The 24,809-nt window shown below is 68.5% G+C and carries 21 protein-coding genes and 1 pseudogene; 14 read left to right on the forward strand and 8 right to left on the reverse strand.

What is annotated here, in order from left to right; translation table 11 throughout:
• The first annotated feature begins 150 nt into the window (after nucleotides 1-150).
• The 4 genes from ACYVKI_RS14115 to ACYVKI_RS14130 are packed head-to-tail and all read left to right on the forward strand — an operon-like array spanning nucleotide 151 to nucleotide 4,463.
• The gene (locus ACYVKI_RS14115) at nucleotides 151-1,605 is read left to right on the forward strand and encodes an ATP-binding protein (protein WP_460691003.1); all 1,455 of its coding nucleotides are present in this window, start codon (nucleotides 151-153) and stop codon (nucleotides 1,603-1,605) included.
• Nucleotides 1,598-2,719, forward strand: coding sequence for a hypothetical protein (locus ACYVKI_RS14120; RefSeq protein WP_460691004.1), 1,122 nt, complete (start codon nucleotides 1,598-1,600; stop codon nucleotides 2,717-2,719). The genes ACYVKI_RS14115 and ACYVKI_RS14120 overlap by 8 nt, the downstream gene beginning before the upstream one ends.
• Nucleotides 2,716-3,447, forward strand: coding sequence for a cysteate racemase (cuyB, locus tag ACYVKI_RS14125; RefSeq protein WP_460691005.1), 732 nt, complete (start codon nucleotides 2,716-2,718; stop codon nucleotides 3,445-3,447). The genes ACYVKI_RS14120 and cuyB overlap by 4 nt, the downstream gene beginning before the upstream one ends.
• Nucleotides 3,447-4,463 carry an ATP-binding protein gene (locus tag ACYVKI_RS14130; protein WP_460691006.1) on the forward strand — a complete coding sequence of 339 codons (1,017 nt, stop codon included), beginning with the start codon at nucleotides 3,447-3,449 and terminating at the stop codon, nucleotides 4,461-4,463. The genes cuyB and ACYVKI_RS14130 overlap by 1 nt, the downstream gene beginning before the upstream one ends.
• A 140-nt stretch (nucleotides 4,464-4,603) precedes the next feature.
• On the opposite strand, the gene ACYVKI_RS14135 is transcribed toward ACYVKI_RS14130, so the two are convergent.
• On the reverse strand, nucleotides 4,604-5,992 hold the full coding sequence (locus ACYVKI_RS14135; protein ID WP_460691007.1) for a hypothetical protein: 1,389 nt from the start codon (nucleotides 5,990-5,992) through the stop codon (nucleotides 4,604-4,606).
• An 838-nt stretch (nucleotides 5,993-6,830) separates the two neighbouring features.
• Between ACYVKI_RS14135 and ACYVKI_RS14140 the strand changes: the two genes are divergently transcribed.
• Together ACYVKI_RS14140 and ACYVKI_RS14145 are read left to right on the forward strand one after the other, a co-directional pair.
• Nucleotides 6,831-8,075, forward strand: a complete 1,245-nt coding sequence (locus ACYVKI_RS14140) for a nucleotide sugar dehydrogenase (protein ID WP_460691058.1) — start codon at nucleotides 6,831-6,833, stop codon at nucleotides 8,073-8,075.
• Nucleotides 8,076-8,117: 42 nt separating this feature from the next.
• Nucleotides 8,118-9,311, forward strand: a complete 1,194-nt coding sequence (locus ACYVKI_RS14145; protein WP_460691008.1) for a hypothetical protein — start codon at nucleotides 8,118-8,120, stop codon at nucleotides 9,309-9,311.
• Between the two features lie 32 nt (nucleotides 9,312-9,343).
• Here ACYVKI_RS14145 and ACYVKI_RS14150 read toward each other — a convergent pair whose 3' ends face one another.
• Nucleotides 9,344-9,988, reverse strand: coding sequence for a VOC family protein (locus ACYVKI_RS14150; protein WP_460691009.1), 645 nt, complete (start codon nucleotides 9,986-9,988; stop codon nucleotides 9,344-9,346).
• 138 nt (nucleotides 9,989-10,126) lie between these two features.
• Between ACYVKI_RS14150 and ACYVKI_RS14155 the strand changes: the two genes are divergently transcribed.
• The 7 genes from ACYVKI_RS14155 to ACYVKI_RS14185 all read left to right on the forward strand — a co-directional run bounded on the left by ACYVKI_RS14155 (nucleotide 10,127) and on the right by ACYVKI_RS14185 (nucleotide 18,736).
• On the forward strand, nucleotides 10,127-11,017 hold the full coding sequence (locus tag ACYVKI_RS14155; protein ID WP_460691010.1) for an SURF1 family protein: 891 nt from the start codon (nucleotides 10,127-10,129) through the stop codon (nucleotides 11,015-11,017).
• A complete protein-coding gene (locus tag ACYVKI_RS14160; RefSeq protein WP_460691011.1) occupies nucleotides 11,014-11,547 on the forward strand; it encodes a DUF3817 domain-containing protein in 534 nt (177 codons plus the stop codon). Before ACYVKI_RS14155 ends, ACYVKI_RS14160 begins: the two co-directional genes overlap by 4 nt.
• A 74-nt stretch (nucleotides 11,548-11,621) precedes the next feature.
• Nucleotides 11,622-13,172, forward strand: coding sequence for a glutamine-hydrolyzing GMP synthase (guaA, locus tag ACYVKI_RS14165; RefSeq protein ID WP_460691059.1), 1,551 nt, complete (start codon nucleotides 11,622-11,624; stop codon nucleotides 13,170-13,172).
• 47 nt (nucleotides 13,173-13,219) lie between these two features.
• On the forward strand, nucleotides 13,220-17,170 hold the full coding sequence (locus ACYVKI_RS14170; protein WP_460691012.1) for a DUF4011 domain-containing protein: 3,951 nt from the start codon (nucleotides 13,220-13,222) through the stop codon (nucleotides 17,168-17,170).
• Complete coding sequence (locus ACYVKI_RS14175; protein ID WP_460691013.1) at nucleotides 17,167-17,523, forward strand: hypothetical protein; 357 nt, start codon at nucleotides 17,167-17,169, stop codon at nucleotides 17,521-17,523. Before ACYVKI_RS14170 ends, ACYVKI_RS14175 begins: the two co-directional genes overlap by 4 nt.
• Before the next feature lie 333 nt (nucleotides 17,524-17,856).
• On the forward strand, nucleotides 17,857-18,501 hold the full coding sequence (cpaB, locus tag ACYVKI_RS14180) for a Flp pilus assembly protein CpaB (protein ID WP_460691014.1): 645 nt from the start codon (nucleotides 17,857-17,859) through the stop codon (nucleotides 18,499-18,501).
• Between the two features lie 25 nt (nucleotides 18,502-18,526).
• Nucleotides 18,527-18,736 carry a hypothetical protein gene (locus ACYVKI_RS14185; RefSeq protein ID WP_460691062.1) on the forward strand — a complete coding sequence of 70 codons (210 nt, stop codon included), beginning with the start codon at nucleotides 18,527-18,529 and terminating at the stop codon, nucleotides 18,734-18,736.
• 14 nt (nucleotides 18,737-18,750) lie between these two features.
• Here the strand turns inward: ACYVKI_RS14185 and ACYVKI_RS14190 are convergent.
• The 5 genes and pseudogenes from ACYVKI_RS14190 to ACYVKI_RS14210 all read right to left on the reverse strand — a co-directional run.
• A pseudogene (locus ACYVKI_RS14190) lies at nucleotides 18,751-18,969 on the reverse strand (FmdB family zinc ribbon protein); the annotation flags it as partial.
• Between the two features lie 47 nt (nucleotides 18,970-19,016).
• Nucleotides 19,017-19,661, reverse strand: coding sequence for a 5-formyltetrahydrofolate cyclo-ligase (locus ACYVKI_RS14195; RefSeq protein WP_460691015.1), 645 nt, complete (start codon nucleotides 19,659-19,661; stop codon nucleotides 19,017-19,019).
• Between the two features lie 54 nt (nucleotides 19,662-19,715).
• The gene (locus tag ACYVKI_RS14200) at nucleotides 19,716-20,639 is read right to left on the reverse strand and encodes a carbohydrate kinase family protein (protein ID WP_460691016.1); all 924 of its coding nucleotides are present in this window, start codon (nucleotides 20,637-20,639) and stop codon (nucleotides 19,716-19,718) included.
• A 731-nt stretch (nucleotides 20,640-21,370) separates the two neighbouring features.
• Complete coding sequence (locus tag ACYVKI_RS14205; protein WP_460691017.1) at nucleotides 21,371-21,874, reverse strand: hypothetical protein; 504 nt, start codon at nucleotides 21,872-21,874, stop codon at nucleotides 21,371-21,373.
• Between the two features lie 223 nt (nucleotides 21,875-22,097).
• Nucleotides 22,098-22,355 carry a hypothetical protein gene (locus ACYVKI_RS14210; RefSeq protein ID WP_460691018.1) on the reverse strand — a complete coding sequence of 86 codons (258 nt, stop codon included), beginning with the start codon at nucleotides 22,353-22,355 and terminating at the stop codon, nucleotides 22,098-22,100.
• Nucleotides 22,356-22,928: 573 nt separating this feature from the next.
• Between ACYVKI_RS14210 and galE the strand changes: the two genes are divergently transcribed.
• On the forward strand, nucleotides 22,929-23,867 hold the full coding sequence (gene galE / locus ACYVKI_RS14215) for a UDP-glucose 4-epimerase GalE (protein ID WP_460691019.1): 939 nt from the start codon (nucleotides 22,929-22,931) through the stop codon (nucleotides 23,865-23,867).
• Here the strand turns inward: galE and rsmI are convergent.
• Nucleotides 23,839-24,768, reverse strand: a complete 930-nt coding sequence (rsmI, locus tag ACYVKI_RS14220) for a 16S rRNA (cytidine(1402)-2'-O)-methyltransferase (protein ID WP_460691020.1) — start codon at nucleotides 24,766-24,768, stop codon at nucleotides 23,839-23,841. The genes galE and rsmI overlap by 29 nt on opposite strands.
• Nucleotides 24,769-24,809: the final 41 nt, after the last annotated feature.

Below are 24,809 nucleotides of genomic sequence, written 5' to 3' on the forward strand. Positions count from 1 at the left end.
CAGGCCATGGGAGAAGCCCTCTCGGGACGTGAGATCTGCGCGACGCGACAGTTGCCTCGGCCATTGACGCGATGGGGCGACCGGCGTATGCGTGAACTCCGGAGAAGCCTCCACAGACATGTTTCTGATCCCCTGTTCCAGGAGGCGGCCGTGCAGGCCGTCGATCATGCTGCCGCCCAGCTCGCCGGCCGCTTGGATCCGGCAGTGGAGCGCGACAAGGTCTTCGCAGAGCATCTCCGGATCCAGCCACGCGTCATCGAGGCCAGCTGGTGGCCGCGTCCTGATCCGCTGACGGACCCCGAAGGGCGGGTCGCCAACACCTACGACATGGCCGTCTATGACGCGTTTCCCAAGCTCGCCGAGGCGAACCAGCGTCTGCAGCAGGTTGCGGTGTCCAGGGGCCTTGAGACCATCCGGCGCGGCTCCCGGGACTTCACAGCGAGGGACATCCACGGCCGGGAGATGACCTTCGGGTTGTCCCTCTCCGAAGCGTCCTCGCCGGTGTCGGGATACTTCACTGGCGACAAACAGCTCACCCGGCACTTCCTGCAGCAAGCATCAGCACCGGTTCCTCCTGGAGAGGCCTTCCGCGCAGAGGCGACAGACGAAGCGCTCGTCTATGCGGAGTCCATCGGGTACCCCGTCGTCGTCAAGCCGCTCGCCGGCAAAGGCGGGGTGGGCGTCGTCGCCGGAATCACTGACCCGGCAGGGGTCAGACGAGCCGTCCGACAGCTGGGGGAGTCCGGTGGACGGTTCATCGTCGAGCGGCACGTCCCGGGGCAGGACTACCGGATCTATGTCGCGCATGGGAAGGTGCTGTCGGTGATCATGCGGCGTCCCGCCTCCATCACCGGCGACGGTCGCCGCACCATCGCAGAGCTGGTCCTGGAGAAGAACCTCGTGCGGCGTCAGAATCCCCACACCCGGCGCCGCCTCATCCAAGCCGACGACGTCGCCGATCACCAGCTCGAACGCGCCGGACTCACCTGGGACGCCGTCCCTGAAGTAGGGACGACCGTCACCCTGGCCTCGGCGGCGAACATCTCCCGTGGAGGAGACTCCACTGAAGTCCTGGACGAAACCCACCCGAGCATCCTGGAGGCTGCCGTCCGGGCCGTTGACTCCATTCCCGGGCTCAACCAGGCCGGCGTGGACTTCCTGCTGCCCGACCATCGGCTCTCCCTCGCCGAACAAGAGGGAGGCATCTGCGAGATCAACACCACCCCCGCGCTGATGGCCAATGCGGTGCCCATGTTCGGGAACCCGCAGCCTGTCGCCGAGCAGCTCGTGGAGCTGACAGCTGAGGCACAGGGACTTCGCCTGTCTCCGCCACGGCCCACGTCCCGGATGACGATGCACATCGAGGGCATCCGCGACGCCGAGGGCACGTGTGAGTGGGTCATGCACCATGCCCGGGCAGTGGACATCGATGTCGAGCAGCCCTCGGTCGAGGACCAGGCAGTCTCGATCATCCTGGACGGAGACAGCGAACGCATCGGGGCGCTGGCCGCCGCGATGTACTCCGTGACGCAGGCGCAGAGACCGGACAGCGTCCGGCTCACACCCTGCGCGGACCCCTCGGCGGCGGAGGCAGCCCATGACTGATCCCGAGTTCCTGGCGTCCCCGGACATCCAGAGCCTGCGACCCGGAGTCCGCGGCAGCCTGCTCCTGGAGGCTGAATCGCTGGCCCGAGGAATGACCACCACCCGGGTAGGGTCTCGCACCTTCGTGGCTGGTACAGCGCAGTCGCCTCACCTGGTGGGCTTCAACGGAGCGCTCTCCCAAGAGACTTCCCGTGCGGCAGACCGCGTCGCCGAGAACCGGCTGATGCGTAAACGCCATCTGGTCGATCACCAGATCCCGGTGCCGGAATCCCGGACCTTCAGCTTCGACGAGATCGACGAAGCCATCTCCTTCGGAAGCCAGCTCCCCAACGGCGCCCTCGTCAAGCCCCTCCTGCGCGGCGCTGGCCGCGTCACTCTGAAGTCATCGACCACAGACGACGCGCTGCGCGAAGAGATCACCCGGTGGAACACCACGGTGCCCCGGGGAACACGGTTTCTCGTGGAGCAACGTGCCACAGGACAGCAGCACCAGTTCATCCTGATCGGGGGGCGCGTAGTCTCCGTGGCGCGTATCCGGGGGCGTCGCTGGGAGGGGGAGATCGCTCGCCCGGGGCTGAGCGGCGAGCTGATTCACCCCAGTCTCATCTCGCTCGCTGAACGCACCCTGACGGCCCAGCCCCGCGCCGCCCACGGAGTCGTCCACATCATGTCAGGTGATCCCACCCGCTCGACCCGCAGGGCGGTGGTGGTCTCATCCAGCCCCAGGATCACGCTCATCGGGGGACGCCGTCCCCCTGAATGGAGCGAGTTCATCGCCCGGAAGATGGTGGACCATGCCGCCCGCGACGCACCCCAACCGGGCGACCTCGGTCGGCCGGAGGATCCTGCACAGCGCAGAACCGCCGGCCTGCCTGCACGAGTGACCCTCACCGGTCTCCGCGCTCCGCGAGAGACGGTGGAGACGATGACCCGATGGTTCGCCGGACAGGGTGCAGCGCTGACAACAGACGGGATCAGCGACGCCGAGGCCACAGGGTGGGTCGAAGCACCACCTGAACTGCTCGCCGGCTTCTCCGGACTCGCCGTGACCCGGGGGTTCATGGACGAACGACCGCAGACCGTGACGATCCAGCAGAGAGGTGCCGATCGATGAGAACACCGCAGCGCGCCCCCGTGGTCGGCATCCTCGGCGGGATGGGACCCGCGGCCACGGCCGACTTCTACAGCAAGCTCATTGCAGCCACCCCGGCGAGCACAGACCAAGAACATCTGCGTGTGGTGATCTGGGCTGACCCCGGAGTCCCTGACCGCTCCCTGGCGCTCACCGGTGACGGAGAAGACCCGGTGCCCGCACTCATCCAGGGCGCGCAGAAGCTCGCCGACGCCGGGGCAGACTTCTACGTGGTCACCTGCAACGGTGCTCACGCGTTTCTTCCCGAGGTGCGGCGCCATGTCGACCTGGAATATCTGAGCATCATCGACTCTGCGGCTGAACACCTAGGGTCCCTCCCTCATGTGCACAGCGTGGGGATGCTGGCCACCGACGCCACGCTGACCGCCCAGCTGTACCAGGACGGTCTGCACGCGGTCGGCATCGAACCGGTGATCCCCGACGCCGCAGACCAACGCATCGTCATGGACGCCATCTACGCGGTGAAATCAGGACACCTCAGCCCGGATTTGCGGGCCTCTCTGGCCCAGGTCACCGCCCGGCTGGCAGAACAGGGTGCCGATGCCATCCTGGGCGCCTGCACAGAGATTCCCTTGGCGCTCGACCCCGAGGACTCCGCGCGCCCCCTCGTCGACCCGGCCATGCTGCTGGCCAACCGGGTCATCTACGAGGCGTCATCGAGAACGGTCCCAGACGAGGAGGCCTCCTGATGGACGGCCTGGCGGCACACCTCGCGACCTGTGAGGAACAAGGCATCCATCAGAAGAGCGCGGTGATGGAGCATGCCGTCATCCGCCGTGGCCTGCCGTACCGTCGGCTGAGCCGGTACGTGATCGTCGTCGAACCGCCGGGGCAGGGCCCGGTCATCTTCTACAACATGCTCGGACCCTCCACCAGCCATGCCGGAGGATACCTCGCGGACACCAAACACCTCAGCAGGCAGCTTCTCGCTGAGGCCGGGGTCAGCGTGCCCGAATCCCGCACATTCATCCGCGACGAGCGGCAGCAGGCCTGGCACTGGGCACAGGCATGTGACCGACCCGTTGTCATCAAACCGACCAGACTCTCCCGGGGGCGTGGAGTCACCACCGAGATCCGCACGGAGGACGAGTTCCATCAGGCCTGGGATCGGGCCTTCGAAGCCTACGGAAGATCAACGCAGCGGCAGCTGGCCCTGGTGGAACAGCACTTCTCCGGGGAGGACTACCGGTGCTTCGTGGTCGGCGGCCGCCTCGTCTCCGTGACGATGCGCCGTCGAGCGTCCGTCGTGGGTGATGGCTCGTCGACGATCCGCGCGCTGATCGAGGCCAAGAACAGACGCCGCGCCGGGCATCCGATGCTCCACAGCTACCCGATCCCCGACTCCCCGGAATCGCTCGAAGAACTCACCGCCTCCGGGATGACCCTGCAGGACGTCCCGGCCGAGGGCGCCCGAGTGACCCTTCGCCGTGTCTCCAACCTCGCCAGCGGAGGTGACAGCATCGACGTCACCGACACCATCCATCCGGGATTCGCCGAGATCGCCCAGCAAGCCGTGGAAGCGATCCCCGGGGTGGAGTGCCTGGGAGTGGACCTCATCGCGACCTCCATCACCGAACCACCGACGGCCGAGAGCCACGTGGTCACCGAAGTGGAGACCGCGCCCATGCCGATGACCGAGTTCCCCGTGGAGGGACAGCCCCGAGACATGGCCGGCGCAGTCCTCGAGCACCACTTTGCCGAATAAGATGGAGGAGGAGGCTCTTCGAGTCCGTAGAGTTGGTGGAGGTTGCCGCGGATACTCCGTGGAGTATCCATACGATCGGGCCGTATTATGAGCGGTCCTATCTCCTGTGTTGCGCCGATCTGACTAGCGGCCATCCCCGATCAGGATGACGTCTTAGGGAGACTGAACGAAGTTTTGTCGTCGACGTGAAATCCTTGATATACGACTCCCTCCCATTCCTTTCTATTGCGGAAGGTGCAATTCAATATATTCTTCGCCTTAGATGCAAAAGTCTTTACATCGCGATTCGATCCAGCGGCGATTAATTGAACACGGCTGCCAGTATGATTGAGTCCTCCAGAGACTCCAAGCCTCCTTGCCGCGTTGACAAGACGGCGATTCTGTTGGCTGGTAATCGTTGGGTCGCCTGTGAGGGTGTAGGTAAGGCGGGATGGGTACTTATGTTGAGGCAGTGTCGCCACCGTGACCGCTTCGGCTCCGCCTGACATCAATGGGGAAACTATTTCACCAATATTCAGCGACAGTTTCATTGCCTCTGGAGGTGATGGCGGCAAATTCGGGAAAAAATGATCAATGATAGCGGAGGGAACATTCTGTCCCTCGCCCATGCTTGGGTACATGTTGACGCCAATGTGAGGCCGAGAATTGATCTCAATCGCCGCGAAGTTTCCCGTGCTTCGATCATAGAGGATATCGACGCCTGCCGCGATCAGGCCTGGGATAGCTGCGACCGCTGCGACAGCTGAGTCCAGGACGGTCTTCGGTAGGTCTTCGGTGACTCCTTCGACGTCGCCGCCGGCACTGGCGTTCGCGTTGTCTCTGAGTTGTATATGTGCCCCCTCGACGGGGGTGTCCCCAAAGCCCATGCCTTGCCGCGCGAGCACCCTTTCCGACTCGGAGTCGAGCCGGATGAGTCCCTTGGAGAGGAACGGATTGAGGCGGCGATGTCGGTTCTTGGCGATGATGAGCTGTCGTATAGTGCGATTGCCATCGCCGACAACATGGGCGGGAATTCTGCGCACAACCCCCACGGCTCTATTGCCGATGACATAGATGCGGTAATCCTCGCCTGCGATGTGGTCTTCAAGGAGGATTGTGCGCCCTCGCGGCCCCTTTTGCATTCGACGGTAACACTCTCGGAGCTCATCGTGAGTGTGAATGTTTACATATACGTCGCGACCTAGGCTGCCGCCGGCCGGTTTAAGCACTACTGGCCACTGATGATGTTTGCTCGCTAGCGAGATCACTTCTTCAGTGCCAGCGGTGGGAGGAAGTGCCTGGGAGAGTGGCACTGGCACTGAAGCGGCTCGAAACGAAGCAAGAGCCTCATCCTTGCGGTTGGCAATACGGATTGCCTCGGCCGTCGTCAGCGACGGTCGAGAGCCATTGAACTCCACGGCACTTTGGCCGTCGCCTATCCTCACCCTGGTGCGGTTGGCGCTCGTGAAATCTACGGACAGGCCACGACGCCAGGCCTCCAGGGCGATCGTTCCGGCGGAAAGACGCTGGCTTCCGAACATCGTCTTCACAACATAGGGTTCGAACCCTAGTGGCCACCTGGGCTCTTGGCTAGCGCCACGAGTCGACTTCTGGGAGGATGATCCGCCCTCGGTCGAAGGTCCGACTTCTGTCTGCATTGAGGCCCCTTCAGCTGCCCTGATGTCCTTCCTTAGAATACAGGATCACCGGATATAGGGAAGGGAGCGGGTTTATGGATGCCTCCGCTGTTGAGCTACCCCTCGAGTCGGCGGTCCTTGTGGCAGCAGAAGTCACCGGTAATTCTTTGGAAGAGCTCGGAGATGCAATTCGTCGTTTCGCACGCATGGCAATTTGGCGCGGTACGTGGGGAAGTGGGTCAGGCAGCCTGGATGCCAATGTGGTGATCCTCCGTGCAGGCCAGCGAGCTTTCGTCGCGCGGTCAAGACGTGAATCGCAGGCGTCGTTGCACCAGGGGGTGACTCGCTGGTGAGGGCTGAGGGGTCGCGAGTTCCCAGGGGCGCAGCTTTCAGGAGCTCACTAGAACGTCTTCGTTTCAGAGCTGAGCAGCGAACTGGTTGTCAGTCATGAGAGGGGCAGCCAGTCCTGGCCTGATCAACCACAACTCACAGGCGCTTCACATAGGGTCTCAAGAGCTCGTGAAGGGGGTTGCTCAGGGTGAGCTGCGCGGGGACCGATCTTGTAGATGTGAGTAGTCCTCACGGCTCGATTCGAAACTGATGCTCTCTGGGATCCCCGCTGGACCGATAGAGTGTCATCGTCCCCGCGAGGACGCCACCAGACCGAAGGACTGACGTGACAGACGCATCGAACACTCCCGCCGGCGCACTGCCCCAGGAAGGGGGAGCACCAGCCCAGGACCGCCCCGCCGTGATCGTCGGGCAGGGATATGTGGGCCTTCCCCTGGCCCAGGCCGCAGCGGCCGCCGGGATCCCCACAGTGGGCTTCGACGTCTCCGAACCGCTGGTGGCCCAGCTGAACGCCGGCGTCTCGCACGTCGATGACCTCAGCGACTCCGACGTCGCCACGATGCTGAGCCAGGGATTCCGCGCCAGCACCGACCCTGCCGACCTGGCCGCAGCCTCGGTGATCGTGATCTGCGTGCCCACCCCGCTCAGCGAGGACGGGGGGCCGGACCTGCGTGCTGTCGAAGCCTCGGTGCGCACCATCGCCGCCCATCTGAGCCCCGGGACCACCGTGATCCTGGAGTCCACCACCTACCCCGGCACCACCGACGGCGTGGTCCTGCCGATCCTGGAGACCTCCGGGCTGACCCACGGCCAGGACTTCCTGCTGGCCTACTCCCCGGAACGCGTGGACCCCGGATCCACCCGCTACGGAATCACCAACACACCGAAGCTGGTCGGCGGACTGACCGACGAGGCGACCCAGTCGGCGTCGCAGTTCTACGCCCGCTTCATCGACGAGGTGGTGCCGGTATCAGGCACCAAGGAGGCCGAGACCGCGAAGCTGCTGGAGAACACCTACCGGCACGTCAACATCGCGCTGGTCAACGAGATGGCCCGGTTCTGCCACGACCTCGACATCGACATCTGGGAGGTCATCCGGGGCGCGGCGACCAAACCCTTCGGCTTCCAGAAGTTCACCCCCGGCCCCGGGGTCGGCGGCCACTGCATCCCCATCGACCCGAACTACCTGAGCTTCCAGGTGCGCAAGACCCTCGGCTACCAGTTCCGCTTCGTGGAGCTGGCCCAGGAGATCAACAACTCCATGCCCCGGTACGTGGTCGGCCGGATCAGCGAGGCACTCAACGAGGTCGGCAAACCGCTCAACGGCTCCACGATCCTGCTGCTCGGAGTCACCTACAAGCCCGACATCGCCGACCAGCGCGAATCCCCGGCGGTCCCGGTGGCCGAAGTGCTCGCCGAGAAGAAGGCCCACGTCCAGTTCCACGACCCCTACGTGGAGACCTGGCACGTCGACGGCGGCACTCTGCAACGGGTGCCCGACCTCGACGAGGCGCTCGCGGCAGCCGACATCGTGGTGATCCTGCAGCCGCACACCGCCTATGACCTCGAGGCCGTCGCAGAAGCCGCGGAGCTGGTCTTCGACACCCGCGGGGCGACGACCTCCGAGGACATCGAACGCCTCTGAGTCGGCGCCGGACGCCCACCCGCCGAGAGGAAGGGACACACCATGCCGCACCACCGTCCCCGTGTGCTGCTGCTCAGCGATGACGACGCCGTCACCGGAACCGTGCGTCGCCTCACCCGCCTCGCCGTACACCTCACCGGGCAGGCCGACGTCATGATGGCCACCCTGGCGGCCACCGAGGCCCCGGGACCGCAGGCGCCGAGCATCCCCGTGGTGCGCATCGGATCCGCCCGCACGATGAACATGGACCCCGAGACCTGGGAGGAGGACTACCTCCTGCCCCGCCTGGACCGGCTCATCTCCAGCTTCGGCCCGGACGCGCTCGTCATCGACGGAGACATCCCCGGGTGGACGCTGAACCGGCTGCACCGGGCCCACCGACTGCCGCATGTGGAGATCGTCTCCGCGCTCGACCGGCACGGTCGACGCGCCCAACGCCTGCTGCACCGAGCCATCGACCACACCGTGGTGCTCGGCGAGCTGCTCCCCGGCGACATCGGCCGAGGCCGACACAAGGACAGCGGCGGCGCGCACACCGCAAGGACCCCCTCCGTGCCCCCGCTGCTGGACGCCGCCGTGCTGCAGGCCGAAGGACGCGCGCAGACTGCGCCCTACTCAGCACCCAGCGCCGCGCCGCGCACCGTGGTGCTGGACCTGGCCGGGCTGAGCCCGGACACCGCCGCGGCCGCCGAGGACCTCGCGCTGGAGTGGTATGCCGCACGCCACCCGGAGTGGACCGTGACGCTGCTGGACAGCCCGGTGGGCCGGCGCGGATCCGTCGGCGTCGAGCAGCTCACCGGCGGGGTCACCCCCGCGCTGCTGGCTCGGACCGTCGCCGCCGTCGCCGTCCCGGGATACCGGGCGCTGCACACCTGGGCGCCGGCTGCCGTGCCGACCCTCTGGCTCACCGAAGGACCCGGAGCCGACGCACCGCTGCGCGGTGCCGCCCGCCGACCCCGCCGGAAGCTGCGGGCCGAACAGGTCCGCGCGCTGCGCACCCGCGCCGAACGCATCGCGGATCTCGGCTGGGGGCTGCACCAGGAGGTGGAGGGGCCGCACGACATCGACAGGCTGCGCGCCCAGCTCACCACAGCCCTGGAATCCATGCAGGCCAGACTGTGGGGCGCGGACCGCAAGGCACCCGCCGGACCGGGGGAGCCCGTCGCCGACGGGGCCGAGCAGGCAGCCCAGACGGTGCTGGCACACGCCCTGCACCAGGGCGCCGACGCCGCCTGAACGGCGCACCCGGCCCGGGCGCAGGGACCGGCTCAGATGGTGACGTCGCCCTTGGGGGTGCGGAAGGTCACTGACATCAGTCCCGGAGTCCCGGAGGGGGCCACCCAGTCCACGGCGACGTCCTGGAAGGGATCCCCGTTGGGGCAGGCCAGCCAGTCCGCCACCCGATCCGGGGAGCCGGCGATGGAGAGCCGCACCAGCTCCGCCTGCGGCGGGTAGGCCTGGGAGGGGTGCAGATCCTCAGTGCCCGCATCCCAGCGGAGCAGATAGGGGACCTGGGGGTCCGCGATGAGCCCCTTGATGCCGATCTGCTGCCAGGTGAGCTCCTGACCGTCCGGGAACTTCCGGTTGCCCGGCACGGACTTGCGGCCCAGGCGCTCCTCGAAGGGGGAGAGGTCGTCGACGGTGACGCACCAGCCCATCCATCCGCCGCCCACCTGAGAGCGGTTGCGGACGGCCTGACCGAAAGGGGCCTTGTCAGCCGAGGGGTGGTCGAGGACCTCGACGATCTCGAGGTACTGGCGGTTCCGCAGCGGGATGATCGAGCTGCGTGTGCCGAAGCGCGGGTGGATGCCACCCTTGACTCGTTCCACGCCCAGCTCATGGACGATCCTCTCGACCGTGGCGTCCATGCCATCCGGGCCGACCGCATAAGAGACGTGATCCAAGCGCATCATGGGTCCATACTGACACCAGCGTGGCACTGGTCACCAATCGACGTCGTCCTCGTGACGACCAGGAGTTTCTTCTACCGCACGTAGAAATATTCGGTGGCCCGAGGGGCGTCGCCGAGCTGTCACGCGTATCCTGGTGCGGTGCTCAAGACCGCGCTGCAGCCCAAGTGGATGGCGATGCTCGCCCTGGCCCTGATTCTGGCCACCGCCTTCGTGGTGCTCAGCGCCTGGCAGTTCGGCCAGTCCCGCGCAGAAGAGGCCCCTTCACAGGAGATCACCGAGGAGCCGGTCCCGTTCACCGAGATCTACGCCCCCGAGCAGCCGATGACCCTGGAGCAAGCGGACCGCGTCGTCACCCTCTCCGGCGAATTCGTCGACCAGACCCAGGTGCTCATCGACGAGCGCCTCCAGGACGGGGAGAACGGCTGGTGGGCCGTGGGCGCCTTCGCCGTCGACGGCGCCCCGGACGGAGAGGTGATCCCGGTGGTGCGCGGCTGGACCGACGCCGTCGACGCCGTCGACCCCCTGCCCGCCGGGCAGCTTGAGCTGACCGGCCGCCTGCTGCCCCCGGAGGCACCCGTGCCGGGGGAGCGCGAAGCCCCCCACATCTTCTCCAGCCTCTCGCCGGCCGAGCTCATCAACGTCTGGGACCAGCCCGGCTACTCCGGCTTCCTGGTGGCCTTCGACGTCGTCGATGCAGACGGCGAGGACGTCGGGGCGGACGCCCAGGCCTCCCCCTTGGAGCCGGTCTGGGTCGGCCCCCAGCCCGAAGGCTCCTCGGTGAACTGGCTGAACCTCTTCTACGCCGTGGAATGGGTGGTCTTCGCCGGTTTCGCGTTCTACCTGTGGTGGCGCCTGGTCAAGGATGCCCACGAGAAGGAGCAGGAGGCCGCCGCCCTCGACGCCGAATGGCAGAGCCGATGGCGTCACGAATACCTGGCCGCCGTCGAGGCTGGGCAGAGCCCTGAGCAGGCCGAACAGACCGCCACCGACGAGGCGACACGCCAGCTGGACGAGAAGGACGCACGATGACCGAGAACACCCGATCCCACCACCACGCCGCCCCCGAGGTGCCCGCGGTGCCGGAGGCCGCTGAGGTGCCCGCGGCGCCCCGGCGCCCGCAGAAGCGCCGCTTCCAGGGCACGATGCAGCAGATCAACGGCTCGCTGACCTTCTACAAGATCTTCGCCTTCACCACCGGCATCATGCTGCTGATCCTGGTCGCCAAGATGATCATGGACTACGGCTTCGGCTACGAGCTCTACGCCGGAGGCACCACCGCCGACGGTGCGGCGAACACCCTCGGATTCCACCCCCAGGAGTCCGTGGTCGACGGCACCGGCATCTCCTACTGGACCGCGGTGATCCACGGGTGGATCTACGTCGTCTACGTCATCGCCGGCTTCCGGCTGTGGTTCCTGATGAACTGGCGCTTCTCCCGGCTGGTGACCATCGTGCTCGGCGGTGTGGTGCCGTTCCTGAGCTTCATCGTGGAGCGTCGGATCGCCGCCGAGGTGCGCCGCGACGTCGACGCCAACCCGGAGGCCGTCCGACGGTACTGAACCGGTAGGATGGTCGGGTGACATCTGAGAGCCCCGCCCCCGCCGCCGAACGTCCCACGCACAGCGCCCAGACTGTGCTGGTGGTCGACTACGGCGCCCAGTACGCCCAGCTGATCGCCCGCCGCGTCCGTGAGGCGCGCGTCTACTCCGAGGTCGTGCCGCACACGCTCTCGGCCCAGGAGATCCTCGACCGCCGTCCCTCGGCGGTCATCCTCTCCGGCGGCCCCTCCAGCGTCTATGCCGACGGCGCCCCGGCGGTCGAAGCCGCGCTCTTCGAGGCCGGAGTGCCGGTGCTCGGCATCTGCTACGGCTTCCAAGCCATGGCCCACGCCCTGGGCGGGGAGGTCGCCCGCACCGGCGACCGCGAGTACGGCAAGACGGAGGTCCGCTCCACCACGGCGCCGCACTCCCTGCTGGACGGCACCGACACGGTGCAGACCACCTGGATGTCCCACTCGGACTCGGTGCAGGCCGCCCCTGAGGGCTTCGAGGTCCTCGCGGCCTCCGACGGCGCCCCGGTCGCCGCCTTCGCCGACGAGACCCGACGCCTCTACGGGGTCCAGTGGCACCCCGAGGTCAAGCACTCCCCGCAGGGCCAGCGGGTGCTGGAGAACTTCCTCTACGACGGCGCCGGGCTGACCCCGGAGTGGACCACCGGCAACATCGTCGAGGAGCAGGTCGCCGCGATCCGTGACCAGGTCGGCGACGCCCGCGTCATCTGCGGGCTCTCCGGGGGAGTGGATTCCGCCGTCGCCGCCGCTCTGGTCCAGAAGGCCGTCGGCGAGCAGCTGACCTGCGTGTTCATCGACCACGGCCTGCTGCGCCAAGGCGAGGCCGAACAGGTGGAGCGGGACTTCGTCGCCGCCACCGGAGCGAAGCTGCACGTGGCCGACGAGCGCGACCGGTTCCTCGGCGCCCTGGCCGGGGTGACCGACCCGGAGCAGAAGCGCAAGATCATCGGCCGCGAGTTCATCCGCGCCTTCGAAGACGCCGAGTCCGCCGTGCTGCAGGAGGCCGCCGCCGAGGGAGCCCGGGTGGAGTTCCTCGTCCAGGGGACCCTCTACCCCGACGTCGTCGAGTCCGGCGGCGGCGAGGGGGCGGCCAACATCAAGTCTCACCACAATGTGGGCGGGCTCCCCGAGGACATGCAGTTCAAGCTCGTCGAGCCGCTGCGCAGCCTCTTCAAGGACGAGGTCCGCGCGGTGGGGGCCGAGTTGGGGCTGCCCGCCGAGATCGTCCAGCGCCACCCCTTCCCGGGGCCGGGGCTGGGCATCCGCATCATCGGCGAGGTCACCGCCGAACGCCTGGACATCCTGCGCCGCGCCGACGCGATCGCCCGCGAAGAGCTCACCGCGGCAGGTCTGGACGGCGACGTCTGGCAGATGCCGGTGGTGCTGCTCGCCGATGTCCGCTCGGTGGGTGTGCAGGGCGACGGTCGCACCTACGGCCACCCCGTGGTGCTGCGTCCGGTCAGCTCCGAGGATGCGATGACCGCTGACTGGTCTCGTCTGCCCTTCGACCTGCTCGCCCGCATCTCCAACCGCATCACCAACGAGGTTCAGGAGATCAATCGGGTAACCCTCGATGTCACCTCGAAGCCCCCAGGCACCATCGAATGGGAATGATCTAGCATCGTCGTCCACGTGAAGGTGATCCCGCCGGAAGGTCAGAAGTGAGCAGAGACGAATCCACGTCTGAGGAGAGTGTCCCGCTGCCCGAGGCTGAGAGCGGCGCAGCGGCCGAGGCTGAACCGCAGACCGATGCCCTGGCGTCTGCGGACACCTCCGAGCTCAGCCAGATCGGACCGGACGGGGATCCGGTCACCGCCTGGGTTGAGGCCAGGCACTCCGGCACCGAGAACGACACCATGCTGCGCTTCACCCCCTCGCAGCACAACGCCATCGACCTCACCGAGGCGAACTCCTCCGGGCTGATGCAGCTGCTCGCCGGCCGACGCACCCGGCTCTCCACGCTGCTCAACGAATCCGGCGCCTACAGCGCCGGCCGGGAGGCCGCCCGGCGCATCCGCACCAAGATCCGTGAGATGGCCGAGGAGCGCGGCATCGACGTCGGCTTCCTCGCCGCCGGAATCGCCTCCTGGACGGAGACCACCGACGCCGGCGACGAGCAGTTCACCGCCCCGGTGATGCTGGTCCCGGTGGCCCTGCGCCCGCGCTCGGAGCACGACGACTACGAAGTCCAGTTCACCGCCCCGGCGCGGCTGAACCCGGCCCTGGCCCGGCACATGCTCAGCCGACACGGCATCCCCCTCGACCCCGAGGACTTCCACGCCACCGGCTACGCCACCGCACGTTTCGACCCGGTGCGCACCGCGGACCTGCTCTCCCGCCTGGTGGCCGACTCCGTGGACGCCCTGCAGGTGTGGCGGCAGACCTACATCTCCACCTTCGCCGACCTCGCCGATCTGGGGAACCCCGAAGCCCTGGACCTGGAGCACCCGGTGCTGCAGGCCCTGGCCACAGGTCAGCAGATCCCGGCCCCCGCCGTCGAGACCGCACCGCTGGATGCCCGCGACCCGCGGGAGGAGACGCTGGTCCTCGACGCCGACCCGGATCAGCAGGAGACCCTGGACGCGATCGAGACGGGCGCCTCCCTGGTGGTCTCCGCCCCGCCCGGCACCGGGCAGACCCAGACGGCGATCAACGCCGCAGCCGCCCTGGCGTGGTCCGGGAAGCGCACGCTCGTCGTGGCCGAACGGACCTCCACCCTCGAGGAGCTCCGCAACCGCCTCAAGGACGCCCGCCTGGGGACCCTGGCGCTGCACGTGCCCGCCTCCGCCACTGGCCAGGACCTGCGCGAACAGATGGTCCGCGCCATCAAACGGGCCGAACGGGCCGAACCGCCCCGGTTGGGAGCCCTGCACCAGCGCCTGATCGACCGACGCCACCAGCTGATCGACCACGTGAGATCCCTGCACAACGTGCGCGCCCGGTGGTCCTGCTCGCCCTACCAGGCGATGCAGGCCCTGGCCGCGCTGACCTCGCTGAACCCGGCGCCGTCGACCTCTGTGCGGCTGAAGCGCTCGGTGCTGGACAACACCGTGGACCGTAGCCAGATCACCGTGAAGCTCCGCCGTGCCGCCGAGCTGGGAGCCTTCGCCTCGGAGACCCGCACCAGCCCCTGGTACAACGCCCGGCTGCGGAACCGCCAGGAGACCGAGGACGCCATGGCCCTGGTGAAGGACCTGCGCGAGGAGCTGCCGAAGCTCCAGGCCCAGATGGAGGTCGCCACCGCGGTGACCGGGCTGAAGCTGGGGGAGAGCTTCTCCGACTGGCACGCCCAGGTGCTGCTCTTCCAGCGCGTCCAGGAGTCCCTGGGACGGTTCAGCCACGACGTCTACGCCAAACCGGTCGACGACCTCATCGCCGCCACCGCGCCCGGCTGGTGGCGACGCCAGCACGGGGTGGAGATGACCTCCATGGCCCGCTCCCGGCTGCGCCGTGTGGCCAAGGAGTACGTGCGCTCCGGAGTGTCCATCCATGACCTGCACTCCTCGCTGATCGAGGTGCAGTCCGAGCGGGAGGAATGGGCCCGGCAGGCCCAGGACGAGTCCCTGCCCAAAGTGCCCAAGAGCCTGGATCGGCTGGCCGACACGATCGGGCACGTGCAGACCCGGCTGGAGAAGCTGGTCGCCGTGCTGCGCCCGGTGGACCCCGACGACGCCGAGGACCGCGACCTGCTCGACATGCCGGCCCAGGAGATGATCTCCACGGTGGAGACTCTCGCGCAGGATGAGAAGCCGCTGGAGACTCTGCCCGAGCGGACTCTGGTGACCGAGCAGCTGCGCGAGCAGGGCTTCCGCGAACTGATGGAGGACTTCGCCGAACGGGAGGTCCCCGCCGAGCAGGTCGCCGACGAGCTGGAGCTGGCCTGGTGGCAGTCCGCGTTGGAGGCGATGATCTCCGGAGACGACTACCTGGCGATGACCACCGGGGAGAACCTGCGCGGCATCGAATCCGAGTTCCGCGCCGCCGACGCCGCCCACATCGAGACCGGCGCCCAGCGGCTCACCCACGCCCTGGCGGTGCGCTGGAAGTCCGCGGTGGAGTCCCACGCCGAGGCCGCCGTGCGGCTGAAGACGCTGCTGCGTGATGACGAACCCACTGTGGCCGGACTGGACGCCGTCGACGACGCCCTCATCCAACCGCTGGTGCCGGTGTGGACCACCTCCCCGATGGGGCTGTCCGACCAGTTCCCGCCGCAGGCGCGCTTCGACGCGGTGATCCTCCTCGACGCCGAGACCCTCTCCGTGCCGGCCGCGCTGGGGGCCATCTCCCGGGCGGACCAGGTGATCGCCTTCGGAGACCCGGTCTCCGGGACGCCGAAGCCGTTCCAGGTCTCCGCCGATCCGGTGGCCCGCGAGGCCGAACAGCAGGTGCCCGCCTCGATCTACGCGCAGCTGGCCGAGGTGCTGCCCCAGCACCGGCTGCGCCGGGTGCACCGCGGGGTAGACCAGGAACTGACCGGTCTGCTCTCCGAGGCGCTCTACGACGGCCAGCTGCAGCGCCTCCCCGACGCCGCCCAGCTGACCGGGCAGAGCCGACGTCTGGTGGTCGAGCACCTGGGCGACGCCGTGGGCCGGCCCGGGGCGCGGGACTCGGTGGAGTCCCCTACCGTGGAGGTCAACCGCGTGGTGGACATGGTCTTCGACCACGTGCGCACCACCAAGGATCGCTCGCTGGCGGTGATCACCGGCTCTGAGTGGCATGCTCGCCGGGTGGCCGACGCGATCCGGGTCAACTTGGCGAACCACACCTGGGCGCGCCCGTTCTTCGAAGCCGACGACGGCGAGAGCTTCGTCGTCGCGCCGGTGGAGCGCGCCCATCATCTGGTGCGGGACCGTGTGATCTTCTCCCTGGGCTACGGCCGCGGCATCAAGGGGGAGGCGGTGCACCACTTCGGTGATCTCTCCGAGCCCCGCGGTGAGGAGTTCTTCGCCGTGGCGACCACCCGGGCGCGCGGAGAGCTGACGGTGGTGACCTCCCTGGCGCCTGAGGACCTCGACCCCGCACGCCTGGAGCACGGGGCGGCGCTGATGCGTCGGTTGATCGCTCTGGGGCTGCACGGGGTGGACAACCCGACCGCCTCCGGCTCGCTGACCGACCCGCTGGTGCTGGATCTGGTGGACCGCATCCGCGCCCGCGGCGGCCGGGTGGAGGACGGATTCCGCGGGACCTTGGACCTGGCCGCATGCCCGCGGAAGATCAGCCCGCAGTCCCCGGTGACCCCGCTGGCGATGGTCTCCGACGGCACGGACCGCTATGCGGCGATGAGCGTGCGTGAGAGATCCCGCCAGCGTCCCGCCGACTTCGAGGCGCTGGGCTGGCACTACCTGGTGCTGTGGACCATCGAGGTGTTCTCGGATCCCATCCGCTGCACTGAGGTCGTCGCCGAGAAGGTGGGGCTGGCCGAGGGGCCTGAGTTCGCCGAGTACGGACGGATCGCCCTGAACACCACCGGTGCTCTGGCCGAGCGCATGCCGCGCGACGGCGCCGGGTCCCGCGTGCGTTTCGGCGGGGCCGCCGACGCCGAGGATGAGGACTCACACCGCCGGGCCACCACCTGGGCTCCGCCGCGTGAGCGGGGCAAGTGGGTCCGGTGAGCACCGAGGAGCCCCGAGGTCGGCGGGACCGACCCGGCCAGTCTGGCCAGTCGGGCCAGCGGGGGCGGCGGGGTCGACGCCGTGTGGTCGCACCGGCGACCTCCGGGCAGCCGGAGGAGATCGAATCGCAGCCGTTCCGGTCGGCCTCGCTGCAGGCCGATGCCGCGCAGCGGGATACCCCCGGTGAGGACGGCACGGAGAAGAGGAACGGCACCTCGGCTGCGGGCACCTCGGCTGCGGGCAAGGCTGCGGCGGCGCCGGCTCCTTCGGCGAAGACTCCTGCGGCGAGCACCTCTGCGCTGAGTCCCCGGGACCGTTGGATCCTGGAGCAGCGGCCCCCGCACTGGGAGTGAACCAGTTCCGTCCTCCACAGTGTCCGGGGCGGCAGGCCGACACGCTGAGCTCTCCACAGGCGCTGGCTGTGGGGTCGTCACCTCCACCGGGGTCGTCCCACAGTGGAGGGCATGACACTCTCCGCCGAACCTCGCCGATTCCCGGCCCCTCCGCGCTCAGCGCCCCGGTCGTCATCTGCTCCAGGGGCAGGGCGAGCTGCCTCGCCGGGGCAGACCGGTCAGACCCGGCGTGCCCGGCGCTCTCGTGCTGGACGCTCCCGCACCGGAGGCTCTCGCGCTGGGCGGTCGCGCGGCGGACCGGCGCCCACGCCTGAGCGGCATCGTCCACCGCGGGTGGCCCGGCGTCTGCGCGGCACCGCCCTGGGTCTCTGGGTCCGGCGGCTGCGGATCCCGCTGGCGGTGCTGTGCGGGCTCTGCGCGGTGGGAGCGGGGCTGCTCGCCGGGGTGGAGTCTCGAGGGGAGCTGGTCATCGCGGTCCGCCTCACCCAGGATGTCGCGGTGGGGGAGGAGCTGACCGCGGCGATGCTCGAAGAGGTGCGCGTGGACGCGGAGGCGGTCCCGGCAGGGGAGCCGGTCGGCGTCGACGAGCTGGTGGGCGGTCAGGCGGCGGTGCCGCTGCGTTCCGGTGCGGTGGTGCTGCCCTCGCTGTTGGTGGGCCCGGGCCTGCTGGCCGGACAGCCGGAGGGGCACGTGGCGGTGCCGGTGCGTCCGGCGGACACTGCGCTGGTGGGGATGCTCACTCCCGGTCAGCAGGTGGATGTGATCCTCTCGGCGGAGTCCTTGGAGGAAGGCACCTCGTCCCGGACGGTGGCGCGCAGCGCCCCGGTGCTGTGGACGCCCACCGGCGACGGGGACGACTGGTTCCCTCAGGCCGGTGACGGCGGGCAGGTGGTGGTCATCGGCGTCGATCCCTCCACGGCGCAGGACATCGCCCAGGCCGCTCACCAGGGGCGCCTCCACCTGAGCCTGGTGGGGTGAGGGGACGAGCTGCGCGACGCCCTCCGTGAGCTCCTGTGCCCTTCGCGGTGCCCTGGCCGGTGGGGCTCAGTCTGCCCCGGCGGCGGCCGGTGCCTTGGTCGCCGAGGAGCTGGAGGAGCTGGACGAGGTGGACGAACTTGAGGAGGTGGACGAACTCGAGGAGGTGGACGAACTCGAGGAGTCGCCCGAGGAGCCGGTGCTGGAGCTGGCCGCGGCGCGGGAGTCGGTCCGGTAGAAGCCCGAACCCTTGAAGCTCACGCCGACGCTGCCGAACTTCTTGCGCAGGGTCCCGGAGCATTCCGGGCACGCGGTCAGCGAATCGTCGGTGAACGACTGGACGATGTCGAAGGCGTGGGCGCAGTCCTTGCAGGCGTACGAATAGGTGGGCATCGGATTCCTCGGTCGGTGGGGACAGGCGGCCCGCCCCCAGCGCAGGGGCGACCGCGTGGACATCTGCCGAGCACCCATTCTATACCGCCTCCACACCTACCCGAGTCCCACCTCCTGGCAGACCCTCAGGTGCCGGGGGCGGGGGAGAAGCGGCGCAGACCGTCAGGGGTCACCGCGGCCTCGACCCGCAGATCATGCTCCTCCACGGGGAAGGTGCCTGGCTCGAGCACCTCCCCGGGGCCCACCACCGCCCAGGCGACGACCTCAGCCAGCCGCTCTGAGGCCCGCAGCCGGGAGAAGAGCCGGTCATAGTATCCGCCGCCCTGACCCAGTCGGCGCCCCGCAGTGTCCACCGCAAGTGCTGGGAGCAGCATCAGCAGGGGTCCCTCATCCACCACCTGCTCGATCTCCTGCCCCGGGCCTTCCGGCTCATCCAACGGCAGCACCCGGTGCCGCCTGGTCGGGGCATCCGGTGTCCACTGCACCCACTCCAGGTGGGGCTCCTCCTGTTCGGACACGCGGGGCAGGAACACGGTGCCGTCATGGACCAGATGGTGGGCCAGGAAGTCGCGCACATCCGGTTCAGTCGGCATCGGCAGATACGCCGCCACGCGGGAGAAGTCTGCCCCGGGCGATCCCACCGAGGCACCGCGTGTCAGGACCTGGGAGATCTGCTGGCCCAACCGGCGTCGTGACTCCTCGTCCAGGGCCCGACGCGCGGCGCGGATCCTGGCTCTCACCTGCTGTTTGGCCTCCGCCGTCTCGCTCATGCCACCAGCGTAGCTGGGACGCCGCCCTGGGCGGCCACACGCCAGGTGTGGCGGTCAGCCGCCGACGAGCTCCTGGCGCGAGGGCGGATTCGCGCCCGCCCGGGACACCGTCACCGCCGCACTGCGCAATGCGACCCGTGCACACTCCTCCAGGTCCGCCCGCTCGCCGCCGCCCCGGGTCAGCGCCTGGGCCTGCCCAGAGGACACGAGCGCGAAGAGCAGCCCCGACATGAAGGCGTCCCCGGCGCCGATGGTGTCGACGACCTCGGTCGCGGCCGCGGGCAGATCCACGACCCACTCCCGGGTGCCGATCGTGCAGCCGTGGGCACCCCGAGTCAGCACGAACACCCCACCCCCCCCCTGGCCGCGGTACCGGTCGACGATCTGCTCCAGGCTCTCCTCCGGGTGCAGCCAGGCGGCGTCCTCGTCGCTCATCTTCACCACGTGCGCGAGCCCCGCGATGCTCTCCACCCGGTCGCGGAGCGCCTCCCGGGACGGTGCCAGCGAGGGGCGGACATTGGGGTCGAAGGACACCAGCGTCCCGGCCGGGGCTTCACGCAGGGTCTCCTCGACGACGTCGGCTCCGGGAGTCAGGCAGGTGGCCAGCGACCCGGTGTGGATCAGTTCCGGGGTGTCCACCTCGAGGGGACCCGGCTCCCAGGTGACATCGAAGGTGTAACTGGCTGCGCCGTCGGCGTCGAGGACCGCATGCGCCGTGGAGGTGGCCGTCGTGTTCGGACCCACCCGGAACACGATGACCCCGGACTGCGTCAGGTGGTCGGTGATCAGCGCGCCGTGGGCGTCGTCGCCGATATGGGTCGCCAGGATGGTGGGGACCTGCAGGCGGGACAGCCCCACGGCCACGTTCATCGGGCTGCCCCCAGGATGGTCCTCCTGGTGTCCTGAGGCGTCGGTGACGACGTCGACGAGCGCCTCGCCGATGATCAGAGCGGAAGCGGTCGCGGGGTCCTGCGGCATGTGAGCATCTCCTGGGGCGTCGCGGTGGTCCGGCCGGGGGCTGGCGCCGCCCGGTATGGAAGAAAGCACAGGAGGGACAGCACGACGGTGTCTTCACCGTCGACACTGCGGAGAGGCAACAACGAGACGGCGGCGGACGCCTCAGCGAGGACGATCGGTCGGGCGGTCCTCCTGATGCGGCGTCGCTGCCGCTCCGGAGGTCGTCGAAGAGCCAGCCGGCCCGGGCGACGACCCTGGTCGCTCTCAGTCTACTGATCGGCGGGTACGCCCGGTAGGGCGTTGAGACCCCGGTGCACCAGATGCTCGGTGAGGGCTCGTCTGAGCGTCGGTGGTACACATCGGTCCCGCTGAGGTCCGGGCGCAGATGGTCCCCGCCACCGGCGAGATCCAAGGTGCTCCGTCGCGCCGACCTCCGCTCTCGGGAAGCCTGCCCGGCACAGAGCGTGCCCCGCCGCCATCCACGGCAGACCGGTCATCGAAACCATCGCCGAGACCCATCGGACCGCGCCCATCAAGGCGTGCCCCGTCATCTGGGCGCGGGCCTGATCTGTTCACCGTGCGTCACCGTCGGCGGGTCCGGCGTGAAAATGGAGGCACGGCACGTCGTCGAGGAGCCGGCCGGGGGCTCCGGAGTCTGGCCGCATCCATCACGTGTGATCCGCTGGACACGAGAAGATCGCGGCACCTGATGCACCCTCATGGGTGATCCACGAGGCAGTCAATGATTCGGGCTACTCCGCCGTGTCATCATCGAACGGATCATCAATATCCTCCACCCGAGGAGGACCTGTGCCCTGCTCTTCTTCGCGTTCCTGACGGCGCTTCTCAAGGTATCGTTCGGCCGCTTCAACCATGCTCGGATCATCCGATGATCGCGTCCGATAGAAGGCACGGAATCCATCGCCAGAGATCGTGGACGCGATCACAAAGGCGCGCCCTTCAGCAAACCCCGCACCGTAGTAGATCTTCTCGTGCTCGGAGATCCCCTGCGTGTTGCCGGAGTTCTCGCTCAACCCCAGGCGTTCCGCGATCTCCTCCGCCACCTCGTAGGTCTCCTCCAGATCACCGAACGGCACATCGAACCCCACGCGATGCCGATAGACGTCATTCCCCCGGGGGTGCGGTGAGATCTTGGCCTCGTGGAGCACCGCGCTCCAAGGTTCGCCACCGATGGTCGCCACGTCGTCCCCGAAGTACTCCCGCATCACCTCCACCACGATCTCCAGCTCAGCCATCTGCTCCTGATGGGTCAGACCGCACTCCACATCGATCAAGTCGCCGGAGGAGCCGTCCCCACCACCGTCACCGCTCTCCGGGCGACCAGTTTCTGGTGATCCGCCCCCACAGCCCGCCACGATCAGTGTCCCGGCCAACAGCGTCAGCACCCGCGCCCGTATGTCCCGGGTGTGCCGGTTTCTCCCCTCCGACGCACAATTCAGTGCGCCGTCCCCGTACCCCTCAGTCATCCCCGTTCGCCTCCTGGGCCTGATCCATCGACTCATCGTCGGAATGCCGAGTCGAGAAGACCGCCGTGATCTCGGCCCCCGGCTTGAGCTGCCTGATGATGACAAGCCGCCCAGACTCCTCCTGCCCACCAGCAACTGACAGCGGAGGATTCTGGCCCTGGTCATAGGTCTCCCGGACCCCGCTGTTCGGCGTCAGCCCGATCTCCTCGACCTGCTCCGCATAGGTGAGGCCCGCACTCCAATCCACCACGATCTCTTCGCCACCTTCCTGGTGGTGCGAGACGCTGCTCCCATCCCCCCCCCCATCTCCACTCCCTGGTAATGCGCGTCTGGCATGACGATGCTGTCCATATCGTCGTCCCCATGATCTGCACCAGATTGTGGAGGTGCTGCGCATCTCTGTCCACGTAGCCGTACCGGTGCGGCTCGTCGTTGGTTCTGGCATGTCCAGTCACATTCGCCTCGTCGACTGGGGAGCTTCCGTGGTTTCCGTCCGAGGAGTGGGCCTGTGTCCCGAGGTCTTCGTCAGTGGGGACTCCTCTTCAGTGGGTATGAGACAAGCGACCGCCAGGGATTCGGCTCCGCCCCTGGTGGCAGGGCCAATGTCGGGACGAGTCGTGACGACGTCACGGGCGATGCATGTGCCTCGTGTGGTGACCTTCCTGTTCGACCGCCACGGGTCCGCGGGACATGGACGCGAGCGTGGTTCGGCCTGGTGATGATAGTTGGAAAATGTAGCAATCTGTTGATTTCAGGGATTCTTGTGTAGAGTCCTGCCAGGACCTGTGACGGGCAGGCGACGACGACCCGGAGGAGAGCACGCATGAAGGTCCTGGTGACCGGCGGCGCCGGCTACATCGGCAGCGTCGTGGCCCAGCAGCTGCTGCGTGCCGACCACGAGGTGATCGTCCTTGACGACCTCTCTAAAGGCCATGCCAATGCCGTCCTCCCCGACGCGACCTGGCACCAGGGCAGCCTCGCCGAGGCGGCCGAGGTGCTGGACCCCAGTGTCGACGCCGTCATCCATCTCGCGGCGAAGTCGCTGGTCGGCGAGTCCGTCGAGCACCCGGAGCGGTACTGGCACGGCAACGTCGTCGCCTCCCTGGACCTGCTCGATGCGATGCGTCACGCCGGAGTCAAGCGCATGGTCTTCTCCTCCACCGCCGCCGTCTACGGCAACCCGGTCACCGAGACCATCTCCGAGGACCACCCGGCCGCGCCGATCAACCCCTACGGGGCCTCCAAGCTGGCGATCGACCACATGCTCACCGCCGAGGCCGCAGCGCACGGCCTGGCCGCGGTCAGCCTGCGCTACTTCAACGTCGGCGGCGCCAGCGACGGGCTCGCCGAGCGGCACGATCCGGAGACCCATCTGATCCCGAACCTGCTGAAGGCCGCCGCCGGCCACGGCGGCACGGCCAAGCTCTTCGGTACCGACTATCCGACCCCCGACGGCACCGCAGTGCGCGACTACATCCACATCCTGGACCTGGCCGCTGCCCACCTGCAGGCCATGGAGTGGGTCCAGCCCGGCACCCATGAGATCTTCAACCTCGGCACCGGAGTGGGGTCCTCGGTGCGGGAGGTGATCGACGCCGTCGAACGGGTCACCGGGCGTACCGTGCCGGTGGAAGAGCACCCGCGCCGCTCCGGGGATCCCGCCACGCTGGTGGCTTCCGGACAGAAGGCCCGGGACGTCCTCGGCTGGGCGCCGCAACACAGCCTGGAGGACATCATCGGCGACGCGTGGTCTCACCTCTGAGGGACAGGGCGGCGTCGTAGAGCTCCCGGGCGCTGATCCCACGATCAGCGGCCACCTCCTTGGCAGCGACCTTGAGCTTCACACCGGCCTCCACCCGGCGTAGCACCTCTGCGGCCAGCTCCTCGGCGGTCGCTTCCTCGACGGCGTCCCCGGCGCCGCCGACCACCAGCACCACCTCGCCACGGACCTCTCGGTCGGCCAGCAGCTCGGCCAGCTCCCCGAGGGTCCCGCGGAGGATCTCCTCATGCTTCTTGGTCAGCTCCCGGCAGACCGCCGCCGGGCGCTCCGCCCCCAGGGCCGCGGCCAGCTCCGCCACGGTCGCGGCCGTCCGGTGCGGAGACTCGAAGAGCACCGTGGTCCACTGCTCACCGGCCAGCCGCTGCAGCAGCCGACGGCGCTCCACCCCCTTGCGGGCCGGGAACCCGGCGAAGGTGAACCGATCAGTCGGCAGGCCGGAGAGCGCCAGCGCAGTGGTCACCGCTGAGGCCCCCGGCGCCGCAGTGACGCCGACGTCGGCGGCGATCGCGGCGGCCACCAGCCGGAAGCCAGGGTCCGAGACCCCGGGCATGCCGGCGTCGGAGATCACCAGCACCCGGGCGCCCGCAGCCGCCTCGGCCACCAGCTCCTCGGCGCGGGAGGCCTCATTGTGCTCATGCAGGCTCACCACCCGGCCGGTCACCGAGACTCCCAGGGCCTGGCACAGGTGACGGGCGCGGCGGGTGTCTTCGGCGGCGATGATCTCTGCGGTCTCCAGCAGGGCGCGCAGCCGAGCGGTGGCATCCGAGAGATTGCCGATCGGGGTCGCGGCCAGCACCACCGGAACGTCCCAGAGCCCGCCGGGGAGAGGAGCCAGAGCTGGGGAGGAGGCCGGATCGGGGGAGGAAGGGGCGTGGGACGCCATGGTGACCGACTCTCTGCTGGGGACATGGGTCGGTCACGTAG

It is taken from the genome of Nesterenkonia suensis, from assembly GCF_054782935.1.

Coding starts and splice junctions, on each gene's coding strand:
- ACYVKI_RS14130 (WP_460691006.1), top strand. CDS start 3,447: ATGGACGGCCTGGCGGCACACCTCGCGACCTGTGAGGAACAAGGCATC.
- rsmI (WP_460691020.1), bottom strand. CDS start 24,768: ATGGCGTCCCACGCCCCTTCCTCCCCCGATCCGGCCTCCTCCCCAGCT.
- ACYVKI_RS14120 (WP_460691004.1), top strand. CDS start 1,598: ATGACTGATCCCGAGTTCCTGGCGTCCCCGGACATCCAGAGCCTGCGA.
- ACYVKI_RS14205 (WP_460691017.1), bottom strand. CDS start 21,874: ATGGCTGAGCTGGAGATCGTGGTGGAGGTGATGCGGGAGTACTTCGGG.
- cuyB (WP_460691005.1), top strand. CDS start 2,716: ATGAGAACACCGCAGCGCGCCCCCGTGGTCGGCATCCTCGGCGGGATG.
- ACYVKI_RS14195 (WP_460691015.1), bottom strand. CDS start 19,661: ATGAGCGAGACGGCGGAGGCCAAACAGCAGGTGAGAGCCAGGATCCGC.
- galE (WP_460691019.1), top strand. CDS start 22,929: ATGAAGGTCCTGGTGACCGGCGGCGCCGGCTACATCGGCAGCGTCGTG.
- ACYVKI_RS14160 (WP_460691011.1), top strand. CDS start 11,014: ATGACCGAGAACACCCGATCCCACCACCACGCCGCCCCCGAGGTGCCC.
- ACYVKI_RS14145 (WP_460691008.1), top strand. CDS start 8,118: ATGCCGCACCACCGTCCCCGTGTGCTGCTGCTCAGCGATGACGACGCC.
- ACYVKI_RS14200 (WP_460691016.1), bottom strand. CDS start 20,639: ATGCCGCAGGACCCCGCGACCGCTTCCGCTCTGATCATCGGCGAGGCG.
- ACYVKI_RS14150 (WP_460691009.1), bottom strand. CDS start 9,988: ATGATGCGCTTGGATCACGTCTCTTATGCGGTCGGCCCGGATGGCATG.